Source organism: Rhizobium sp. S163 (assembly GCF_030380805.1).
Classification (GTDB): domain Bacteria; phylum Pseudomonadota; class Alphaproteobacteria; order Rhizobiales; family Rhizobiaceae; genus Rhizobium.
Window position 1 is genome coordinate 153,059 of record NZ_JAUDSA010000019.1, and the last position, 19,934, is coordinate 172,992.

General features: G+C 62.3%; 10 protein-coding genes. 1 reads left to right on the forward strand and 9 read right to left on the reverse strand.

All coding sequences use genetic code 11. The features are described from left to right. Positions 1-269: 269 nt before the first annotated feature. Complete coding sequence (locus tag QTL96_RS22380; protein ID WP_289729249.1) at positions 270-2,831, forward strand: FAD-dependent oxidoreductase; 2,562 nt, start codon at positions 270-272, stop codon at positions 2,829-2,831. Positions 2,832-3,171: 340 nt separating this feature from the next. Here the strand turns inward: QTL96_RS22380 and QTL96_RS22385 are convergent, their stop codons facing one another. The 9 genes from QTL96_RS22385 to QTL96_RS22425 form a co-directional block, all read right to left on the reverse strand. Continuing rightward, positions 3,172-4,491 (reverse strand): cytochrome c, encoded by a 1,320-nt coding sequence (locus QTL96_RS22385; RefSeq protein WP_289729250.1) that lies wholly within the window; start codon positions 4,489-4,491, stop codon positions 3,172-3,174. 11 nt (positions 4,492-4,502) lie between these two features. Beyond that, positions 4,503-6,272 (reverse strand): GMC family oxidoreductase, encoded by a 1,770-nt coding sequence (locus QTL96_RS22390; RefSeq protein ID WP_289729251.1) that lies wholly within the window; start codon positions 6,270-6,272, stop codon positions 4,503-4,505. Positions 6,273-6,277: 5 nt separating this feature from the next. Continuing rightward, the gene (locus tag QTL96_RS22395) at positions 6,278-6,979 is read right to left on the reverse strand and encodes a gluconate 2-dehydrogenase subunit 3 family protein (protein WP_289729252.1); all 702 of its coding nucleotides are present in this window, start codon (positions 6,977-6,979) and stop codon (positions 6,278-6,280) included. A 315-nt stretch (positions 6,980-7,294) separates the two neighbouring features. Then, positions 7,295-7,939: a peptide-methionine (S)-S-oxide reductase MsrA gene (gene msrA / locus QTL96_RS22400; protein WP_289729289.1), complete on the reverse strand. Its 645-nt coding sequence runs from the start codon at positions 7,937-7,939 to the stop codon at positions 7,295-7,297. 135 nt (positions 7,940-8,074) lie between these two features. Continuing rightward, positions 8,075-9,952, reverse strand: coding sequence for a cytochrome c biogenesis protein DipZ (locus QTL96_RS22405; protein WP_289729253.1), 1,878 nt, complete (start codon positions 9,950-9,952; stop codon positions 8,075-8,077). Between the two features lie 15 nt (positions 9,953-9,967). After that, on the reverse strand, positions 9,968-10,459 hold the full coding sequence (gene msrB / locus QTL96_RS22410; protein ID WP_289729254.1) for a peptide-methionine (R)-S-oxide reductase MsrB: 492 nt from the start codon (positions 10,457-10,459) through the stop codon (positions 9,968-9,970). A gap of 332 nt (positions 10,460-10,791) precedes the next feature. Beyond that, positions 10,792-11,949, reverse strand: coding sequence for a UDP-galactopyranose mutase (gene glf, locus QTL96_RS22415; protein ID WP_289729255.1), 1,158 nt, complete (start codon positions 11,947-11,949; stop codon positions 10,792-10,794). Positions 11,950-12,015: 66 nt separating this feature from the next. Further along, positions 12,016-14,061 (reverse strand): glycosyl transferase, encoded by a 2,046-nt coding sequence (locus QTL96_RS22420; protein ID WP_289729256.1) that lies wholly within the window; start codon positions 14,059-14,061, stop codon positions 12,016-12,018. Positions 14,062-14,279: 218 nt separating this feature from the next. Next, positions 14,280-19,517, reverse strand: a complete 5,238-nt coding sequence (locus QTL96_RS22425) for a hypothetical protein (protein WP_289729257.1) — start codon at positions 19,515-19,517, stop codon at positions 14,280-14,282. Between the last annotated feature and the right edge of the window lie 417 nt (positions 19,518-19,934).

The window sequence follows — 19,934 nt, forward strand, 5'->3', positions numbered from 1 at the left end:
TCCTTGCCCGCGGGGGTGGCGGAAATAGAGCCAACTCTCTGAATATTAGAAGGGATTCTAACATGTCGCGGAAACGACGCAACATCAGCCTTGCCCGGTGGCGCGGCTCGTGCCCATAAAGCAGCGAAAGCCCGCGCTGCCCGCGCCCTTTCATCCACAAGCCACATGCCTCTGGTCGTGCAGTTTGATAATTATGTCGTAGACAGGCTCTACACGTCGCGTTTCTATCCCTAAAATCCGATCTCAATATTCAATCAGGGTCGCACTCAATGGCAGAGTTTCCTAAGCAGGCTAAGGTCGTCATCATCGGTCTCGGCGGCATCGTCGGCGCATCCATCGCCCATCACCTGATCGAGCGCGGATGGGACGACATCGTCGGCATCGACAAGTCGGGCATCCCGACCGATATCGGCTCGACCGCCCACGCCTCGGACTTCTGTTACACCACGTCGCACGACTATCTCTCGGTCTGGACCACCCAGTATTCGATCGATTTCTACGAGAAGATGGGCCACTACTCCCGCATCGGCGGCCTGGAAGTCGCGCGTACCGGCGACGACGCCTGGATGGAAGAGATCAAGCGCAAGCTGAGCTCCGCCAAGGCCTTCGGCACCCGGGCGCATTACGTCTCGCCCGCAGAGATCAAGGAAATGTTCCCGCTGATCGAGGAAGATCAGGTCCAGGGCGGCATGTTCGATCCCGACGCCGGCCTCGTCATCCCGCGCTCGCAGACCGTTGCCGGCAAGCTGGTCGACGCCGCCGAGAAATCCGGCAAGCTCCAGATGTTCGGCAACACGCCGGCCCAGTCGCTGATCGTCGAGGGCGGCCGCATCAAGGGCGTCGTCACCCATCGCGGCACCATCATGGCCGATCACGTCATCGTCTGCGCCGGCCTCTGGGGCCGCCTGATCGCCGAAATGGTCGGCGAGGACCTGCCCGTCATGCCGGTCGATCACCCCCTCACCTTCTTCGGCCCCTACAACGAGTTCGAAGGCACGGGCAAGGAAATCGGCTACCCGCTGCTGCGCGACCAGGGCAACTCCGCCTATATGCGCGACACCGGCGACCCGAAGACCACCGAAGGCGGCCAGATCGAGTGGGGCTACTACGAGACCACCAATCCGCGCATGTGCCACCCGCGCGAGCTTCTCGAAAAGCACGAGGCGCGCCTCTCGCCCTCGCAGCGCGATCTGGAAATGGAGCAGATCCTCGAGCCGCTCGAAAAGGCCATGGAACTGACGCCGATCCTCGGCGAACTCGGCTATAATGAAGGCCACTCCTTCAACGGCCTTTTGCAGGTCTCCGCCGCCGGCGGCCCTTCCTGTGGCGAGAGCCAGAAGGTGCGTGGCCTCTGGTATTGCGTCGCCATCTGGGTCAAGGACGGCCCGGGCTACGGCAAGCTGATCGCCGACTGGATGACCGACGGCCGCACCGAGATCGACCACAACTCGATCGACTATTCCCGCTTCTATCCGCACCAGCTGACCGAGGACTTCATCGCCGGCCGCTGCTACGAGGCCGCACAGAAGATCTATTTCCCCGCCGTTCACACCCGCGAACCCTACGCCTCGGGCCGCAACGCCAAGCGCTCGCCATTCTACGAGCGCGAAAAGGAACTCGGCGGCTACTTCATGGAGCTCGGCGGCTGGGAGCGCGCACATGGCTACAAGGCCAACGAGCACCTGCTGGAGAAATATGCAGACCGCGTTCCCGTGCGCGAAAACGAATGGGACAACCGCCACTTCTGGCGCGTCTCCAACGCCGAGCATCTGGCGATGAGCGAGGATTGCGGCATCGTCAACCTCAGCCACTTCCACATGGTCGACCTCGAAGGCCCTGATCATGTCGAGCTTCTTGAGTGGCTCTGCGCCGCCAAGATCGGCGGTGACGCCAACATCGGCAAGGGCATCTACACCCACTTCCTCGACGACGAGGGCATGGTGCGCGCCGACTTCACCGTCATCCGCATGGCCGACCGCTGCCGGCTGATCAACGGCGCCGATGCCGGCCCGCGCGACTTCCACTACATGAAGCGCGTCGCCGAGGATCGTGGCCTCGAGGTCATCATCACGGACGTCTCGGAAAAGTTCATCACGATCGGCATCTGGGGCCCGAACGCCCGCGACACGCTGAAGAAGGTGGTCGCCGATCCGGCAGCGCTCGATCCCGAAAACTTCGCCTTCGCGGCGATCAAGCCGATCGAGATCGCGGGCAAGACAGTCACCGCCTTCCGCATCTCCTATGTCGGCGAACAGGGCTGGGAACTGCACATGAAGTACGAGGACGGCCTGGCCGTCTGGGATGCGCTGCGCGCCACCGGCGTCATGCCCTTCGGCGTCGAAACCTACGCCAACTCGCGCCGCATGGAAAAATCGCTGCGCCTGCAGAACGGTGACCTGCTCACCCAGTACAATCTGCTGGAAGCAGACCTCGCCCGCCCGAAGGTCAAGGAAGCCGATTTCCGCGGCAAGGCCAAGCACCTGGAATACAAGGCCCGCGAACATCAGCCGGCGATGCTCTGCACGCTTGTGATGACCGAAAATACCGACAGCAAGGGCGTCAAACGCTACCCCGTCGGCTCCATGCCGGTCATGGATCCGGAAACAGGCAAGTCGCTGGTCGATAGCCTCGGCCGCATCTCCTACACCACCTCGGTCGCCTATGGCCCGACCGTCGGCAAGAACATCGCGCTCGCCTACCTCCCGCAGGAATACTGCCAGGTCGGCCGCAAGCTGAACGTCGAGTATTTCGCCGAGACCTATCCGGTCGAAGTGGTCAGCGTCGGCTACAAGCCGATCTACGACCCCGAAAACCTGAAGCCGCGCACCTGATTTCAAGTCGGCTTTGCAATGGAAACAGCCCACCGGATCTTGTCCGGTGGGCTGTTTGTTATCCGGCGCCCACGCCATCCACCTCATTCCTGTGCCCAAGCTTCGCTCAGGCGATGTCACAGGAATCCAGCCAGCCCAAGTCCTTGGGCTGAAAGAGCTTTCTCGCGCCGCAGACGCGGCGCTGCTGGATCCCGGCACAAGGCCGGGATGAGGGAGCGATAGCGCTGAGGCCGGCCAGAGGCACAAAAGCAAAACAGCCCGCGGGATCTCTCCCGCGGGCTGTTTCATGTCCAGTCTCATGGAAAAACCGGCAGCACTCTCGCGCTGCCGGGCTCTTATCCTAGTGCTTCTCGCCGCGAACGGCGGTCACGTCGGCAGCCGTAACAGCGGCGGCCTTGTTGTGCCAGCCGTCGCGCAGGAAGGTCGCGAGTGCGGCGACTTCGTCATCCGACAGGCGGTTCTCGTAGCCCTGCATGCGCAGCTTCATCGGGCGATCCGGCGTCGACGGCAGTTCGGCGCCGTGCAGGATCACGCTGATCAGGCCCTTGGGCGACTTCGCATCAACCAGCGAGTTGCCATCGAGCGCCGGGAAGGTCTCGCCGGCACCCTTGCCGCTCACCATGTGGCAGGCAGCGCAGTTGTCGAGATAGAGACGCGGGCCGAGCGGCATGTCGGGCTTGGCGTCCGAAAGCAGCGTTTCGGTTGCCGTTACCTCTGCCTTCTCCGGCTGTGCGGCCGAAGCCGAACCACCAGCGCTGCCGATCTTCTTCAGATAGGTGGCGATGGCGAGGTTGTCGTCGTGGCTCATGTACTGCAGCGAGTCGCGAACGACGAGCATCATTTCGCCGGTTGCCGACGAGTGAGCGTTGCGAGCGGTCGAGAGATAAGCCGCCAGCTGCTCGGTGCTCCAGGTCTGCGGACCACTTGCCGGACCACGAAGATCAGGGGCCGTGAAGCCGTCGATCTCGCCGCCGGAGAGGAAGGCCTTCGACGAATTGTCGATGCCGTCCTGCGCCATGAACAGGTTGCGCGGGCTGTGGCAGGCAGCACAGTGGCCGGCGCCTTCAACGAGATACTTGCCGCGGTTGAACTGCACGTCCTCGCCCTGCTCCGGCTTGAAGCCGGCCGCGTAGCTGGCGGCCAGCCAGTTCCAGGCGCGCAGGCCGAAGCGCATGTTGAACGGGAAGGAAAGCTTGGTTTCCTCCACCTTGTTCGAGACGGGCTCGACCTCGTGCATGAAGTAGTCGTAGAGCGCCACGACGTCTTCTTCAGACAGCTTGCGGTAGTTCTCGTACGGCATGGCCGGATAGAGATGCGTACCGTTGGGCGTCACGCCGTCGTAGAGGGCAGCGCGGAAATCGGCGAGCGTCCAGTTGCCGATGCCGGTGTCCTTGTCGGGCGTGATGTTGGTGGTCCAGATCGTGCCCATCGGGCTCTGGATGGCGCGGCCACCGGCGAAGGGCTTGCCGCCTTCGCTGGTGTGGCAGGCCATGCAGTCGCCGGCGCGCATGACATATTCACCTTGCCCCTTGGCCGGCTTGAAGTCGGCTGCGAGCTGAGTGACCGGGCCGGTGCGCTGCACCGGCACGAAGATGAAGGCGACCAAGGCGATGACGCCGAGAACGACCAGCGTTCCGATGATGCGGAGAAAGGTTTTCATCTCTGTTCTCCTTAAGCCAGCGGCCGCGGGTTGGGCAGGTAATCCTTGCGGATGTGGTGCGCCGCCCAATAGGCCAGACCGCCGACCATGCCGGTCGGGTTGTACTGCGTGTTCTGCGGGAAGACGTTGGCACCCATGACGAAGACGTTATGGCAATCCCAGGACTGCAGATAACGGTTGAGAACCGAGGTCTTCGGATCGTCGCCGGTGACGGTGCCGCCCGTGTTGTGGGTGGTCTGGTAAGGACGGACGTCGAACATGGCGCCTTCCTTCTTGAAACCTTCCTGCATCGTGGTCGGGTTCATCGACTTGGCGATCGGTTCCATCTTCGACTTCATGAACTGCGTCTGGCGGATTTCGTTCTCATGCCAGTTGTAGGTCATGCGCATCATCGGACGGCCGTGGCGGTCCTTGTAGGTCGGGTCGAGATCGAGATAGTGGCCGCGATAGGACATGACGGAGCCGTGGGCGCCGATGTTCATCGAGTGGCCGTACCATTCGCCGATGCCCTTCTTCCAGCCTGCGCCCCAACCCGGGGTACCTGCCGGCAGCGGCATCGTGTGGCCCGGCTGGCCGTTGGTCTGGCCGGCACGCCAGTAGGCGCCACCAACAAAACCTTCCTTGGCGAAGTCGATATTGTCGATACCGAAATCGTCGATGCAGAAGCCGTTGGCGCCCGTGCCGATGAAGGGGTTGAAGTTCTCGTCCTTGAAGAACAGCGTGTAGCCGCCGGTGATCTGGTAGGCATAGTTACGGCCGACGACACCTTCGTTGGTGACCGGGTCGTAAGGCTTGCCGATGCCGGAGACGAGCATCAGGTGAACGTTGTTCAGCGCAAACGCGGTCAGGATCACCAGATCGGCCGGCTGGAAGACTTCTTCGCCGGTCTTGTGGTCGAAATAGGTGACGCCGGTCGCGGTCTTGCCGTCTTCCGCCTTTTCGACGCGCAGCACTTCCGAGTTGACGCGGTATTCGAAGTTCTTCTTGCGCTTCAGGGCATCGATAATGGCCGTCTGCGGCGAGGACTTCGAATAGTTGTAGCAGCCGTAGCGCTCGCAGAAACCGCAATGGTTACACGGGCCCATCTGCATGTTGTATTCGTTGACATAGTCCTTGGAGGCAATGCCGCCAGGGCTCGGGAACGGGTGATAGCCCGCAGCCTTCGCCGCATCGCGGAACTTCACGCCATCCCAGGTCGACGGCATCGCCGGCATCGGATAGTCGTTGGAACGCGGCGCCTCAAACGGGTTGCCGCCCTCGACGATCTTGCCATTGACGTTGCCGGCCTGGCCGGAAATGCCCGCGACCTTCTCGAAGCGATCGAAATGCGGCTCGAGCTCTTCGTAGGTCATCGGATAGTCCTGGATCGTCATGTCCTCGGTCATGACGCCTGCGCCGAACTTCTCGGTCACGTAGGACTTCAAGCGATATTCCGACTGCATCGGACGCCAGTTGAGGCCGTTCCAGTGCGTGCCCGCGCCGCCAACACCGGTGCCGAGCAGGAAGGTGCCGAGGCTGCGGTAAGGCAGCGCGGTCTCATCCAGCGAGCGGCGGATGGTGACCGTCGTGTTCGCCGGCTTTTCCATCATGCCGTAGCGGATGCCGTACTTCAGCTCGTCGATCATGTTCGGGTACTGGAAATCAGGAACCGTCGCCTGGTCGTGACCGCGCTCCAGCGCCAGAACCTCGAGGCCTTCATTGGCAAGCTCGATGCCCATGATCGCGCCGGTCCAGCCGAAGCCGACGAGAACGACGTCTTTTTTCTTTTCTGTACGTGCCATGATCGTTAGCCCCTTTCGCCGGAGATCGAGACGGGACCAAGCGGATACTTGACGTTATGCTTTCCGACCCATTCCTTGTAGGAACCCCGCGCGCCCGGGAAGCCGATATACTTCCAGGCTGCCATGCCATGGTTGCCGCCATACATCGGGTCGGAGAAGTAACCTTCCTTGGTGTTGGCAAGCAGAATGCCGAAGAACTCGCGCAATTCAGGCTTGATCTTCATCTCGTCCTTCTGGAGCGAGGTGAGCGCCTTGTCCTGCGTTGCCGCGTCAAGCTCGGCGAAGATCTTGCCGTGGGTGGTCTTGCACCATTCGTCGAACAGCGGGATCGCCTGCTGGTAGATCTCCAGCGGGTTGAGCGGGGTCTGCCAGCCGCGCAGCGGGCTCGCCGCCGGCTCATAGGGGCCGACCATGTACCAGTCGGACGCCTTGCCGTAATCGCCGGCGAGCTGCTTGTCGATGAAAACGGGAACGCGCGTCTCGATCGCGCCGGGGCCATCGCCCTCCGACGGAATCAGCCTCGCGACCGCAGCCATGACGAAGGCCCACTCCGTGGGCTTAAGACAGTCCGGCTTGTATTCGGTGAGTGCGACGGGTTCGGGTTTCTGTTCGGCTTTCGCTCCAACGGCGATACCGGCAATAGCCGCGGTCGCCGCGGAAGCTTTCAGGAAGCTTCTGCGGGACGGCAGGCCCGGGAGGTCTCTCATGATTGGCTCCTTTGTGGCTGTGGGAGGCAGCCACCGAGTGTTGCTGAAGCGTCAATTCAGCGCAGGGCAATGTGACGCTAGCGCCGTACGCCCGCTTGCCTCAGGTGACAAGCGCCCCGAGGTGAAAACTGGTTCCATTTTAGATGAAAGCGAGAACTATTTTGCACATGTGCAAACTTTGGCGCGATATTTAGCGCGTAAAACTCGGTATTTCTGGAATTTTATACTCAGGTATAATGAGATGACGAGGAGCGGCTGAACGCAAAACGCCCGCTCGAAAGCGAGCGGGCGCTTGCTGTTCGCGTCAGGCGATCCTTAGTTCGACCCGGAGGCCGCCACAAGAACCGGCTTTTCGCTGTAATCTCTAGGGAACAGCTGCTTCAGCGCGGCGACCTTCGGCAGGTCGTTGATGACGATATAGGGGTAGGTCGGATTGTTCGTCAGGAAGTCCTGATGATACCCCTCCGCGGGATAGAAGCTCTTGCCCGGCTCGATCTTCGTCACGATGGCCGCGTCGAAAACCCGTGCCTGGTTCAGCTGGCCGATATAGGCCTTGGCCACCTTGGCCTGCTCGTCATTGGCGGGGAAGATCGCCGAGCGATACTGCGTGCCGGTATCCGGCCCTTGGCGGTTCAGCTGCGTCGGATCGTGTGCGACCGAGAAGTAGATTTGCAGCAGCCGGCCGTAGCTCACCTTCTTCGGATCAAACACGACCTGAACCGATTCCGCATGGCCGGTATCACCGCCGCTGACGGTCTCGTATTGCGCGGTATTCTTGGAGCCGCCGGCATAGCCCGACGTCGCGCTCTTCACCCCGTTCACATGCTGGAACACGCCCTGCACGCCCCAGAAGCAACCGCCGGCAAAGGTCGCCGTCTCGCTGCCGCCGCCGGCCGGCTCGTCCAGAACAGGTGCCGGAATGACCCGCGCCTCTTCGGCCGATGACGGCGTGAAATACATCGCCAGCCCCGCGGCCAGCACGCCCGCCGCACCAAAGGCGACGATGCGCATCGAGCGCCGTGTAGTCGAACCCTTATGATCGGTCATGCCCTTATGGTCAGTCATGCCCTTATAATCAGTCATGATGGTCTCCTATCAACCGAAGGTGAAGGCGTAAGCTTGTACGCCGGGATCAAGAAAGCGGATTTCGAATGTGTGATCGCCAACGGCGCCCGGCTCGCGGATGAGCTGGTAGAGCCGCTGCGCGGTCACGGTACCGTTGCCATCGGCATCGGTATCGGCCCCATGCCCGTCGCCGGGCGGCTTGCCATCGACGGTCACCTGGAAGCGCACCGGCTTGCCATCGGCGCCCGGACCGAGCACCAGATGCAGATCGCGCGCATGGAAGCGGTAGTAGATGCTGCCGTCCTTGTCGTTCAGCGCGGCCTGCTCGGAACCGACAGTCCAGTTGCCCGTCAGGCCCCATTCGTTGAGCCGCGGTGTCGCCGCGACATAGGTATGGGCGGCGTCATTGACCGTGCCTTTCTGATCGACGAAGTTCTCGGAACGCTGCCAGCCGACATAGGTCTCCGGCGATTGCACATCCGCCTGGTTCGATGCCGCTTCGGCACCAGTCGCCTTGACCTCAACCATATCGGCGGCAACGTTGGCCTTGCCGGCCTCCGCCAGAAGCTGCTGGATCACCCGCTCGGAGCCGTCATAGTCCCCCTCGCCGAAGTGATGATGGCGCACCCTGCCCTCGGCATCGATGAAATAATGCGCCGGCCAGTACTGGTTTTCGAAGGCGCGCCAGATGGCATAGTCGTTATCGATGGCGACCGGATAGGTGATCTTGAGATCGCCGATCGCCTTCTTGACGTTGTCGATGTTCTTTTCGAATGCGAACTCCGGCGCATGCACGCCGATCACCACCAGCCCCTGATCCTTGTACTTTTCCGCCCAGGCGCGGACATAGGGAATGGCGCGCAGGCAGTTGATGCAGGAGTAGGTCCAGAAATCGACGAGAACGACCTTACCCTTGAGCGACTGCGCCGAGAGCGGCGGCGAATTAAGCCACTGTACGGCGCCATCCAGTGACGGCATCGTTCCTTCGACCGGAAGCGTTTCAGCGGCAGTCTTCTTCGGCCCGCCCTTCATCATCATCGCGTTCGAGCCGGCCATCATCGCATTATTACCGGACATCATGGCGGGAGAATTGCCGGACATCATCATCTGGTTGCTTCCGCTCATCATGGCGTCGCCCTTCATGACGACGGAGGCGGTATTCTCCGCCGCCTGCTGCTGCGGATGCAGCTTGTCGATCAGGCTCTGCTCCAGGGTGCCCGTGCTGGCCAGCGAGGCCTGCGTGAGGAAACCGGTATCGAGGCCGAGACCGATCGCCACAACCGCGGCCAGAACGGCAACGCCCAGCCCGCGGCGCACCCATTCACCGACGCCAAGCGACCGCTTCATCGCCTGATACACCCGGCCGCCGATCAAAAGCGCCAGCGCCAACGACGTCGCCGCACCCAGAGCGTAAGCGAGCAGCAATAACGTCGTCCCGACGCTCGCGCCCTGCAACGCCGCCCCCGTCAGGATCAGGCCGAGAACCGGGCCGGCGCAGGGCGCCCAGAGCAACCCCGTGGCAACGCCCAGCAAGGCCGACGCCGCGACCGTCGATCCGCCGCTTCGGGCACCGCGATCGGCAGATTGCGACAGCCGCGCCCCGAGCGATACCAGCGGCCGCGTCAGATAATCGGACAGGGCCGGGAAAAGCAGGATGATGCCGAAGACAGCGAGCAGCACAAGCGCCGCATAGCGGCCATACTCGTTGGCCTGCACCGCCCAGCCGCCACCAAGCGCCGCCAGTGTCGCTACGGCCGCAAAGGTCGCCGCCATGCCGACAAGCATCGGCAGCGTGCTGCGCAGAAACGGCTGGCCGGCGCGCGCGAAGACGAACGGCAGCACCGGCAGGATGCAGGGGCTGACGATGGTCAGCACGCCCCCGAGATAAGCGAGAATGAAGAGGATCATGACAGGTCCCGTTGATCAGGCCGAAGCCGGATGAAATGTCAAAGCGACGCCGTTCAGGCAGTAGCGCAGGCCGGTCGGTTGCGGCCCGTCGTCGAAGACATGCCCGAGATGCCCGCCGCAACGGCCGCAATGCACCGCCTCGCGCACCATCCCGAACTGCGTGTCGCGCGTCGTGCCGACGACCTTGCCGTCAAGCGGCGCCCAGAAGCTCGGCCATCCCGTGCCGCTGTCGAATTTGGTCGCGGATGCAAAACCGTCCTGTCCGCAGCCGGCGCAGGCGAAGTTCCCCTTGCGCTCTTCGTGAAGCAGGGCGCTGGTGAAGGGGCGCTCGGTCCCCTCCTCGCGCAGGACGGCATATTGATCCGCTGTCAGCATCTTCTTCCACTCGGCATCCGTATGGGTGACGGGAAAGGTCTCAGCGGCCGAAACCTTCGAACGACCGAGAACAAGCGGCAGGCCGATCGCGGCAATGCCGGCACTGAAAAGCAGTCTGCGTCTATTCATCATCTCGTGGTCTCCTCGACGGTATCAAGTGTGTCTGACAACAAGTACGGGCGGCGCAGCCATTTTGTTACGCGCCACACTCGAAATACAGCGCCCTCACCAAAGCGCCGGCTGCCGCATCAGCAGAGCAATATATTCAAAGGAATACAACGCTATACGAAAGCCAAAGCCGCCTTCCGGACAAGCTGCGACTGCCAGTTCACCAATATGTGATTGCCTGATGGACGCGCGTCTTGTCGGATCGAACGCCGCAAAGTCGAAATTCGACGCTGTAAACGAGAAAGGCGCCAGCCTTGCAGCCAGCGCCTTTCGCAATAGCGACGAAGAGGTTTCGGTCAGACCGGACGATGCAGGAAAGCCGGCATGCGGGTGCTCTCGGACAGCGTCGAGAGATAGAGCCGCGCCGTGTCGAGCGCCTCGCGGATCGTCACGTCCATATCGAGATAGCGATAGGTGCCAAGGCGGCCGACGAAGGTGACGCCCTCTTCCTTCTCGGCACGCGTAACATATTGCGCCAGCTGTTCTTTCTCCTCGACCATCCGGATCGGATAGTAGGGAATATCATCAGGCCCGCAGGCGCGCGAGAACTCGCGGTAGCAGACCGAGCCCTGGTGCTCTTCCCACGGAGAGAAGTGCTTGTGCTCGGTGATGCGCGTAAACGGAACCGAGGCGTCGCCGTAGTTCATGACCGCGCAGCCCTGATAATCGCCGTCATAGCTGAAGCGCTCGAAATCGAGCGTCCGGTAGCCGAGACGTCCGGCCTCATAGTCGAAATAGCCGTCGAGCTGGCCGGAATAGAAGATGTGGCTGGCATCCGGATGCTCGGCGCGCTCGAAACGCGTGCTCAGCTTCACCGTGATATTGGGATGGTCGAGAATGCGGCCGATCATGTCGGTATAGCCATTCTCGGGCATGCCCTGGAATTTATGGAAGAAGTAGTTGTCGTCGTAGTTGAAACGCACCGGCAGCCGCTTCAGGATCGAGGCTGGCAGCTCGGTCGGCGAGCAGCCCCACTGCTTCTCGGTATAGCCCTTGAAGAAGGCCTCGTAGAGATCCTTGCCGACGAAGCGCATGGCCTGCTCTTCGAAGGTCTGCGGATCGGTGATCGTCTTGTCGGCCTGCTCCTCGATGAACGCCTTTGCCTCATCCGGACGCAGCGTCTTGCCGAAGAACTGGTTGATCGTGTGCAGATTGACCGGCAGCGAATAGACTTGGCTCTTGCTCGTCGTCTTCACGCGGTTCTTGTAGGGCATGAAGGTCTGGAAGCCGTTGACGTAGTCCCAGACCTCGGCATCGTCGGTATGGAAGATGTGCGGTCCGTAGACATGCACCATCACGCCGGTGTCGGCATCGCGCTCGGTGTGGCAGTTGCCGGCGATATGGTCGCGGGCATCAAGGATCTCGACCTTGTGCCCCGCCAGCGCCAGTTCTCGCCCGATCACGGCGCCCGACAGTCCGGCGCCGACGATCACGATCTTTCCATTCCCCTGCATTCTCTAAAGCACCCGTTGCCTGTGGCCTTGCGGCAAGTTGAAACCCTTGAGGATGGACCGGCGGCGTTAAGCCGTCGGCTCCGTCCACAGGCGCGTATCGATGGCGAGCGGCGCGTAGTCGTTCCACTGCGCGAGCTTCTCGCGGTAGTGGCGGCGATAGCTTGCATCGTCCTCGAACTCGCTGAGCGTCTGCACGAGCTCGGCGCCGATCTCGTAATAGGCCTCGAGGTTGCTGAGATCAGGCACCGGCGTTTCGCCGCGCTCGGCTTCGCCCTGCATCTGCCAGAAGAGTTGTTCCAGACGACGGGCGAGACCTGGAATATCGCGAAGCGCACTGCCCTCGCGCTTGTCCTTCAGCGACTGGCGGATGGCGGCAAGGCTTGCGCGATCCTTGAAGAAGCCGATCGCACGCTTGACGTAATCATCAGGCCCGCTGCAGGCGAGCTCCGGCACACCGGCGGCGGCAACGATGCTGTTGCAGAAGCGCGAGGCAAAGCTCTTGCCCGGGACCGTGAGTACCGGAAGGCCCATCGTGATCGCGTCGCCCGCAGTCGAATGAGCACCATAGGGGAAGGTGTCGAGGAAGAGATCGGCAAGCGCAATGCGCGCCAGGTGATGCGCGTTCGGCGCCTTCGGCGCGAAGATGATCCGCTCGGCATCGATGCCGGCCTTGACGGCGGCCTGCACGAGGCGGTCGTTCACGGCTTCGTCTGCTGCGAGCAGCCAGAGCACGCTGCCCGGCGTCGCAGCCAGGATCGTCATCCAGCGGGCAAAGCACGGCTCGCTGATCTTCTGCATCCCGTTGAAGCAGGCGAAGACGAAGGCATCCTCGGGCAGGCCCGCCTGCGTGCGGGTCGGCGTCGCGGCGATCTGGCGCTTGCGATCGATCGGCTGGTTGCAGGCGATCCGCAGGACCTTTTCCGTATAGTAGATCTCGTTTTCAACAGGCACGATCGTCTCGTCGGCGATCATGTACTGGTGCACGGGGCTGCCCATCGAGCCCGGATAGCCGCAGAAATTGACGATCACAGGCGCCGGACGATAGGCGAACAGCTTCGTGCGGGCATGCTTGGTGTAGCCGTTGACGTCGATCAGGATATCGATCTCGTCCTTGCGGATGAGGTTGGCCGCATCGGTATCGCTGAGCGCGCTGATATCGCGCCACCCATCGACGGCCGCCTTGATGCGCTCCTGCGTCGCGTCATTGGTGCGCGGCTCACCGCAATAATAGCCGAAGATCTCGACGGTCGTCTTGTCGTGCAGCTCCAGCACTTCGCTGAGCGCGAAGCCGACGGCGTGATCACGCAGATCCGACGAGACATAGCCGACGCGCAGGCGCTGGCCGGTGCCGGTCTTCACGCGCGCGGGCTTGCGCGGGAAGGCCGAAAGATTCGGGCGGCCGACGAGCGTCTTGTTGTATCGATAGGCCTTGGCCAGCTGATAGAGCGGGTCGTCGGCGTAGCAGGAGAGCGTCAGCGTCGACATGGCGTCGAGCAGCTGGCGGGCGCTGACATGGATCGACGGCGTCAGGATCGGCCACTTGCACTGCCGCTGGCGCAGCGACGTCCAGTGCTGCCCGGCCTCCGGCCGGTTCGGCTGCAGCTCGATCGCCTGCCACAGCGTGGTTTCCGCCGCCTCCAGCACGTTGCCGCCCTCAAGAACGCGGCCGATATGCTGAAGCGTCATCAGGCGATGCTCGATGCGCTCGCTGGTAATGTCGCTGGTCATCTCGACATAGCTGCGCCATTGCTCGACGGCCTGATGGCCGAGACCGCAATCCTCAAGCGCACGGCCGAGGTTGATATGCGCCGGGCCAAAACGCGGATCGATCTTCAGGCAGGCACGCAGCGCGCTGATCGCGCCGGCCACGTCACCGGCATTACGCGAGACGACGGAATAGTTGAAATAGGCGAGATGCAGCAACGGATTGCTGTCGTTGAACGCGATCCACGTCTTGTAGAGCTCGGCCGCCTGCTGCCGCTGGTCGGCGTTCGCGAGACCTTCCGCGACGGCGATCAGGTCGCCAAGCGACAGGCGTTGATGGCGTGCCTGCTCCAAAATGTTTGCGATTGGAGAGACTTGGCTCGATGCAATGGCGGTGTTCGCGTTCATGGACGTCCTACGGCAAGGTGGCCGGATGGCCTGAGGTCAACAGACGCACGAAAGCGTCGGGCTCCTTGCTATCGGATAGAGCTTGCGTCGGGCTGGCTGATTGGCCCGCGAAACGCCGTAGAACGCCTGATGACAAGGCTGTCTGGCTCAATCTGCCAAAACGCAAAACGCCGCCCGATGTGATCGGGCGGCGTCTCTATTTTCGGTCTGGTTCCGGCTTACGGGTTCAGCGCTGCGTATGCTGCGAGAACCGCGTCGACCTGGGCCGAGTTCAGAGCCGGCACCTGCGTCGAGGTGAAGGCGCCCAGCTGGTCGCTGTTCATGGCCGCGATGTCTTCGGTCTGCAGTCCAGCCAGAGCCTTGTTGCTGATCGCCGCGATTTCGTCGGTCGTGAAGGTCGAGATGTCCTCGCTGGACATCGCGGCAATCTCCGCCGAGCTCATCACCGCGATCTGGCTGCTGGTGAAGGCCTGAACCTGATCGGAGGTCATCGCCTCGATCTGGTCCGTCGTCAGCGAAGCCACCTGACCGGTCTTCAGCACAGCCACCTGGTCCGTCGTCAGGACCGCGATGTCTGCGGTGCTGAGCGCCGCAACCTGCTTGGCGGTCAGGACCCCGAGCTGATCGGAGCTCATGGCGACCATCTTGTCGGTCGACAGCGAGGCGATCTGGCTGGTGGTCAGAAGCGCGATCTGGTTCGTCGTCAGAGCCTTGAACTGATCGGTGCTCATTGCCTCAATGCTGGCCGCGGAGAGTTCCGCGATAGCCTTGGTGCTGATGGCCGCGATCTCGTCGGTGGAGAACGAGCCGATATCGTCCGTATCCATCGCGCCGATCTGGGCAGCGGTGAGAACCGCGACCTGAGCGCTCGTCAGTGCCTTGACCTGATCCGACGACATGGCGGTGATCTGGTCGGTGGTCAACGAAGAGACCTGGGTCGACTTGAGCACAGCGACGTTGTCGGTGGTGAGAGCCGCGACTTCGTCGGTGGTCAGACCCTTGACCTGGACCGCCGTCAGCGCACCGACCTGATCCGAAGACAGGAGAGCGATGTTGTCGGTCTTGATCGCGGCAAGCTGGCCGGTCGTCAAAAGGGCGATCTGGCCGGTCTTCAGAGCCTTGAACTGATCGCTGCTCAGCACGCTGATATCGTCAGTGCTCAGGCCGGTCAGCGCCTTGGTGCTGATCGAGGCGATCTCGTCTGTCGTGAAGGACGAGACACCATCAGTCGACATGGCGCCGAGCTGGGCCGAGTTCAGCACGCCGATCTGGGTGCTGGTCAGGGCCTTGATCTGATCCGACGACATCGCCGTGATCTGCGCCGTGGTGAGAGCGGCCACCTGGTCGGTCTTCAGCAGCGCCACGTTGTCGGTGGACAGAACCGCAACGTCAGCAGCGCTGATTGCCGCGATCTGCTTTGCTGTCAGAGCGCCGATCTGGTCGCTGCTGAGGGCACCTGCCTTATCGGTCGTGAGCGACGCGATCTGAGAGGTGCTGAGCAGTGCCACCTGACCGGTGGTGAGCGCAGCGAACTGGTTCGTGTCAAGCGCCTCAAGCGTGTCTGTCGACAGAGCCGCGATGATCTTGGTGTTGATCGCCGCGATTTCGTCGGTCGAGAAGGTCGCGATGTCATCGGTGGACATTGCAGCGAACTCGTCGGCGGTCAGAACACCGACCTGACCGCTGGTCAGGGCCTTGATCTGGTCGGAGGTCATGGCGCCGATCTGCGTGTTGTTCAGAGCGGAAACCTGGCCCGAGCTCAGCAGGGCGATATTGTCGGTGCTGAGTGCCGCGACTTCGTCCGTGGACAGTGCCGCGATCTGCTTTGAGTTCAGGGCGCCGACCTGTTCGCTGCTCAGAAGAGCGACGTTGTCGGTGGACAGCGCGGCGATCTGGCCGGTGCTGAGCAGAGCGATCTGGCTCGACTTCAGAGCCTTCACCTGGTCGCTCGTCAGCGCGTTGACATCGGCGGTGCTCAGACCGGCAAGTGCCTTGGTGCTGATGGCCGCGATTTCGTCGGTCGAGAACGATGTGATGTCGTCGGTGGTCATGACCGCGAGCTGGGTCGAGGACATTGCACCGATCTGGTCGGCGGTCAGTGCCGTGACCTGATCAGCCGTCAGCGCATTGAGCTGGTCGGTGGTCATGGCCGCGATCTGGCCGGTCTTCAGATGAGCCACGTTATCCGTGGAGATGACGGCGATGTCATCCGTGGTCAGAGCGGCGATCTGCTTGGAGTTCAGGGCGCCGAGCTGATCGCTACCCATGGCAGCCATCTTGTCGGTCGAAAGCGATGCGACCTGGCTGGTGGTGAGCAGCGCGACCTGGCTCGACTTCAGAGCGGCGAACTGGTTGGTATCCAGGGCAGCGAGGCTGTCCGTGGAGAGCTGTGCGATGGCCTTCGTGCTGATCGCGCCGACTTCGTCGGTCGAGAACGTCACGATGTCGTCGCTCGACATTGCACCGATCTGGGCAGCCGTCAGAACCGCGACCTGACCGGTCGTCAGTGCCTTGACCTGATCGGTCGACATGGCGTCGATCTGAGCCGTCGTCAGTGCCGCTACCTGCGTGCTCTTCAAGAGACCAACATTGTCCGTCGAGATCGCGGCAACCTCATCGGTCGACAGCGAAGCGAGCTGGCTGGTGCTCAGCGCCAGGATCTGGTCGCTCAGCAGCTTGGTGATGTTGTCGGTCGTCAGCGCGTTGAGCTGGATGGTGCCCATGGCGGAAATCTGGCTGGACTTCAGCGCAACGACCTGGTCGCTGCTGAGGCCGTTGACCGCTTCCGTGGTGAGACCCGAGAAAGCCTTCGTGCTGATCGCAGCGATTTCGTCGGTGCTGAAGGTCGCGATGTCCTCGCTCGACAGAGCATGCAGCTGACCGGAGGTCAGTGCGCCGACCTGCGTGCTGGTCAGAGCCTTGACCTGGTCGGACGTCATCGCGTCGATCTGCAGGCTGCTCAGCGAGGCAATCTGCGTCGTCTTCAGGATGGCGACATTGTCGGTCGTCAGGGCAGCAAGTTCATCCGTCGAGAGAGCGGCGATCTGCTTGGAGTTCAGGGCGCCGACCTGGTCGCTGCCGAGAGCAGCCACTTGGTCGGTTGTCAGCGACGCGACCTGGCCGGTGGTCAGGGACGCGATCTGGGTCGACTTCAGAGCCTTGACCTGGTCGCTATCCAGCGCGGCGAGGCTATCGGTGGAGAGCTGTGCGATAGCCTTCGTGCTGATCGCGCCGATTTCGTCGGTCGTGAACGTCTTGATGTCGTCGCTCGACATCGCGCCGATCTGGCCGGCCGTCAGGGAGCCGACCTGTACGCTCGTCAGGGCCTTGACCTGGTCGGTAGACAGGTAACCGACCTGCGCCGTCGTCAGGGCGGCGATCTGTGCCGTCTTCAGAATTGCGACGTTATCGGTGGAAATCGCAGCGACGGCGTCGCTGGAGAGACCGGAGAGCTGCTTGGAGGTCAGCGCGACGACCTGGTCGCTCTTCAGGAGAGCGATGTTGTCGGTGGAGATGGCGCCGAGCTGAGCGCTGCTCAGAAGGGCGATCTGGCTCGACTTCAGCGCAACGATCTGGTCGCTGCTCAGTGCAGCAACGTCGTCGGTGGAGAGACCCGTCAGAGCCTTGGAGCTGATGGAGGCGATTTCATCCGTGGTGAACGAGCCGACGCCATCCGTCGACATCGCGTCGAGCTGTGCGGAGCTGAGGACGCCGATCTGCGAGCTCGTCAGAGCCTTGACCTGATCGGACGACATCGAGCCGATCTGCGACGCGCTGAGGGCCGCGACCTGCGTGGTCTTCAGGATAGCGATATTGTCGGTCGTGAGCGCGCCGATTTCGTCAGCGGTGAGCGCTCCGATCTGCTTGGAATTCAGGGCGCCGACCTGGTCGCTGGTCAGGAGAGCGACGTTGTCGGTGCTGAGCGCGGCGATCTGGCCGGTGCTGAGCAGAGCGATCTGGCTCGACTTCAGGGCGATAGCCTGGTCGCTTTTCAGAGCGCCGATGGCGTCGGCCGACAGGCCGGTGAGAGCCTTGGTGCTGATCGCTGCGATTTCGTCGGTCGTGAAGGTCGCGATGTCGTCGGTGCTGAGGGCAGCGAGTTCCGACGAGGTCATCGCACCGATCTGGGCGCTGGTGAGTGCGGCGATCTGCTCGGAAGACATGGCGCCGATCTGGCCGTTGTTCAGAGCGGCGATCTGGCCGGTCTTCATGGCGGCAACGTTGTCGGTGCTGAGAGCGGCGACATCATCGGTGGTGAGAGCTGCAAGCTGCTTCGAGGTCAGGGCGACGACCTGGTCGCTCTTGAGCGCTGCGACCTTTTCCGAACCCAGCGATGCGACCTGCGAGGTGGTCAAGAGAGCGATCTGGCTGGACTTGAGCGCTGCGAACTGCGTCGTGTCGAGGGCTGCGAGCGTTGCGGTCGACAGGCCGGCCAGCGTCTTCGTGCTGATGGCCGCGATCTCGTCGGTGGTGAAGGTCGCGATGTCGTCGGTGGTCAGTGCGCCGAACTGTGCGGAAGAGAGAACAGCGGTCTGCGAGGAGCTGAATGCGCCGACCTGGTTGACGTCGAGTGCTGCGAGCTGGTCGGTGGTGAGTGCTGCGACCTGTGTCGTCTTCAGCGCGACGATCTGGTCGGTCGAGAGCGATGCAATGACGTCGGTGGAGAGCGAAGCAAGCTGCTTGGAGCCGAGAGCGCCGATCTGCGCACCCGTGAGAACGCCGACCTGATCAGAATCCAGCGCGCCGAACTGGGCGCTGCTGAGAAGTGCAATCTGGCTGGTCTTGAGCGCGATAATCTGGTCGCTGTTGAGCGCTGCCATGCTATCGGTGGTAAGGCCGCTAAGAGCCTTGGTGCTGATGGCCGCGATCTCGTCGGTCGAGAACAGAGCGATGCCGTCGGAGGAGATGGCGCCAAGCTGAACCGAGGTCAGTGCAGCGGCCTGAGTGGAGGTGAACGCAGCGACCTGGTCCGTGGAGAGGCCGGCGATCTGTGCGGAGGAGAGCGCGCCCAGCTGCGTGGTCTTCAAAACGGCGATCTGGCCGGTCGTGAAGGCAGCGACGTCTTCCGTACCCATCGCAGCGATCTGCTTCGAGGTAAGAGCGGCAACCTGGCCGGTCGAAAGAGCGCCGATCTGCTCGGACGAGAGGTTCGCGACTTCAGTGGTGGAGAGAGCGGCGACCTGCGCGGTGGAGAAACCGCCGAGCTGTGCCGTGGAAAGAACTGCCAGCTGCTCGAGCTTGAGGCCAACCAGCGCGGTCGCCGTTACGGCGCTCATCTGCTGGGAAGAAAGAGCAACGAAGTCCTGGGTTTCGATCGCGCCGAGCTGCGTGGAGCTCAGTGCCTTGATCTGCGTTGTCGTGAGCTGTGCCACGTCATCGGATGTCAGGTTCGCGATCGCGGTCGTCGACAGCGCCCGGATCTGATTGACGGTCAGAGAAGTTACAATGGAAGTCATGGACGAGCGCCCCTCGCGTTAGCTGATCAAAAGACATCATCCCGCCTCGTCGGTCAGACGCGCATAGCCGCACTTAAGCCGGCCACACGGCGTCGTCGGCATCGACGATCCGGGTTTCCTGTCGGAACAAAATTGGGTCAAACTAAACATGGCTCGGACGAGCCAGCGCAAAAGGAGGGCATCATGCGCCCAGAGCCAAAGCGGCTCTGATCCCTACGCCAGTGAACGCGAAATTCTTAACCCCCGGCACCATTTACCAGCGTCCATCATGGACCCACCGGCCAACCGCGCCCCTCGGCAGAGCTATCGCGAGCAGTAAAACTCTTATTCGGCAGTCTTTAATTTCGAGTTAACGTCGACTGTAGCTGAGCTGCACTCTTGTTACAGATTCGGTCGCCGGAAGTTTAAATCGTCAGT

Coding starts and splice junctions, on each gene's coding strand:
- QTL96_RS22380 (WP_289729249.1), top strand. CDS start 270: ATGGCAGAGTTTCCTAAGCAGGCTAAGGTCGTCATCATCGGTCTCGGC.
- QTL96_RS22385 (WP_289729250.1), bottom strand. CDS start 4,491: ATGAAAACCTTTCTCCGCATCATCGGAACGCTGGTCGTTCTCGGCGTC.
- QTL96_RS22390 (WP_289729251.1), bottom strand. CDS start 6,272: ATGGCACGTACAGAAAAGAAAAAAGACGTCGTTCTCGTCGGCTTCGGC.
- QTL96_RS22395 (WP_289729252.1), bottom strand. CDS start 6,979: ATGAGAGACCTCCCGGGCCTGCCGTCCCGCAGAAGCTTCCTGAAAGCT.
- msrA (WP_289729289.1), bottom strand. CDS start 7,939: ATGTATTTCACGCCGTCATCGGCCGAAGAGGCGCGGGTCATTCCGGCA.
- QTL96_RS22405 (WP_289729253.1), bottom strand. CDS start 9,952: ATGATCCTCTTCATTCTCGCTTATCTCGGGGGCGTGCTGACCATCGTC.
- msrB (WP_289729254.1), bottom strand. CDS start 10,459: ATGATGAATAGACGCAGACTGCTTTTCAGTGCCGGCATTGCCGCGATC.
- glf (WP_289729255.1), bottom strand. CDS start 11,949: ATGCAGGGGAATGGAAAGATCGTGATCGTCGGCGCCGGACTGTCGGGC.
- QTL96_RS22420 (WP_289729256.1), bottom strand. CDS start 14,061: ATGAACGCGAACACCGCCATTGCATCGAGCCAAGTCTCTCCAATCGCA.
- QTL96_RS22425 (WP_289729257.1), bottom strand. CDS start 19,517: ATGACTTCCATTGTAACTTCTCTGACCGTCAATCAGATCCGGGCGCTG.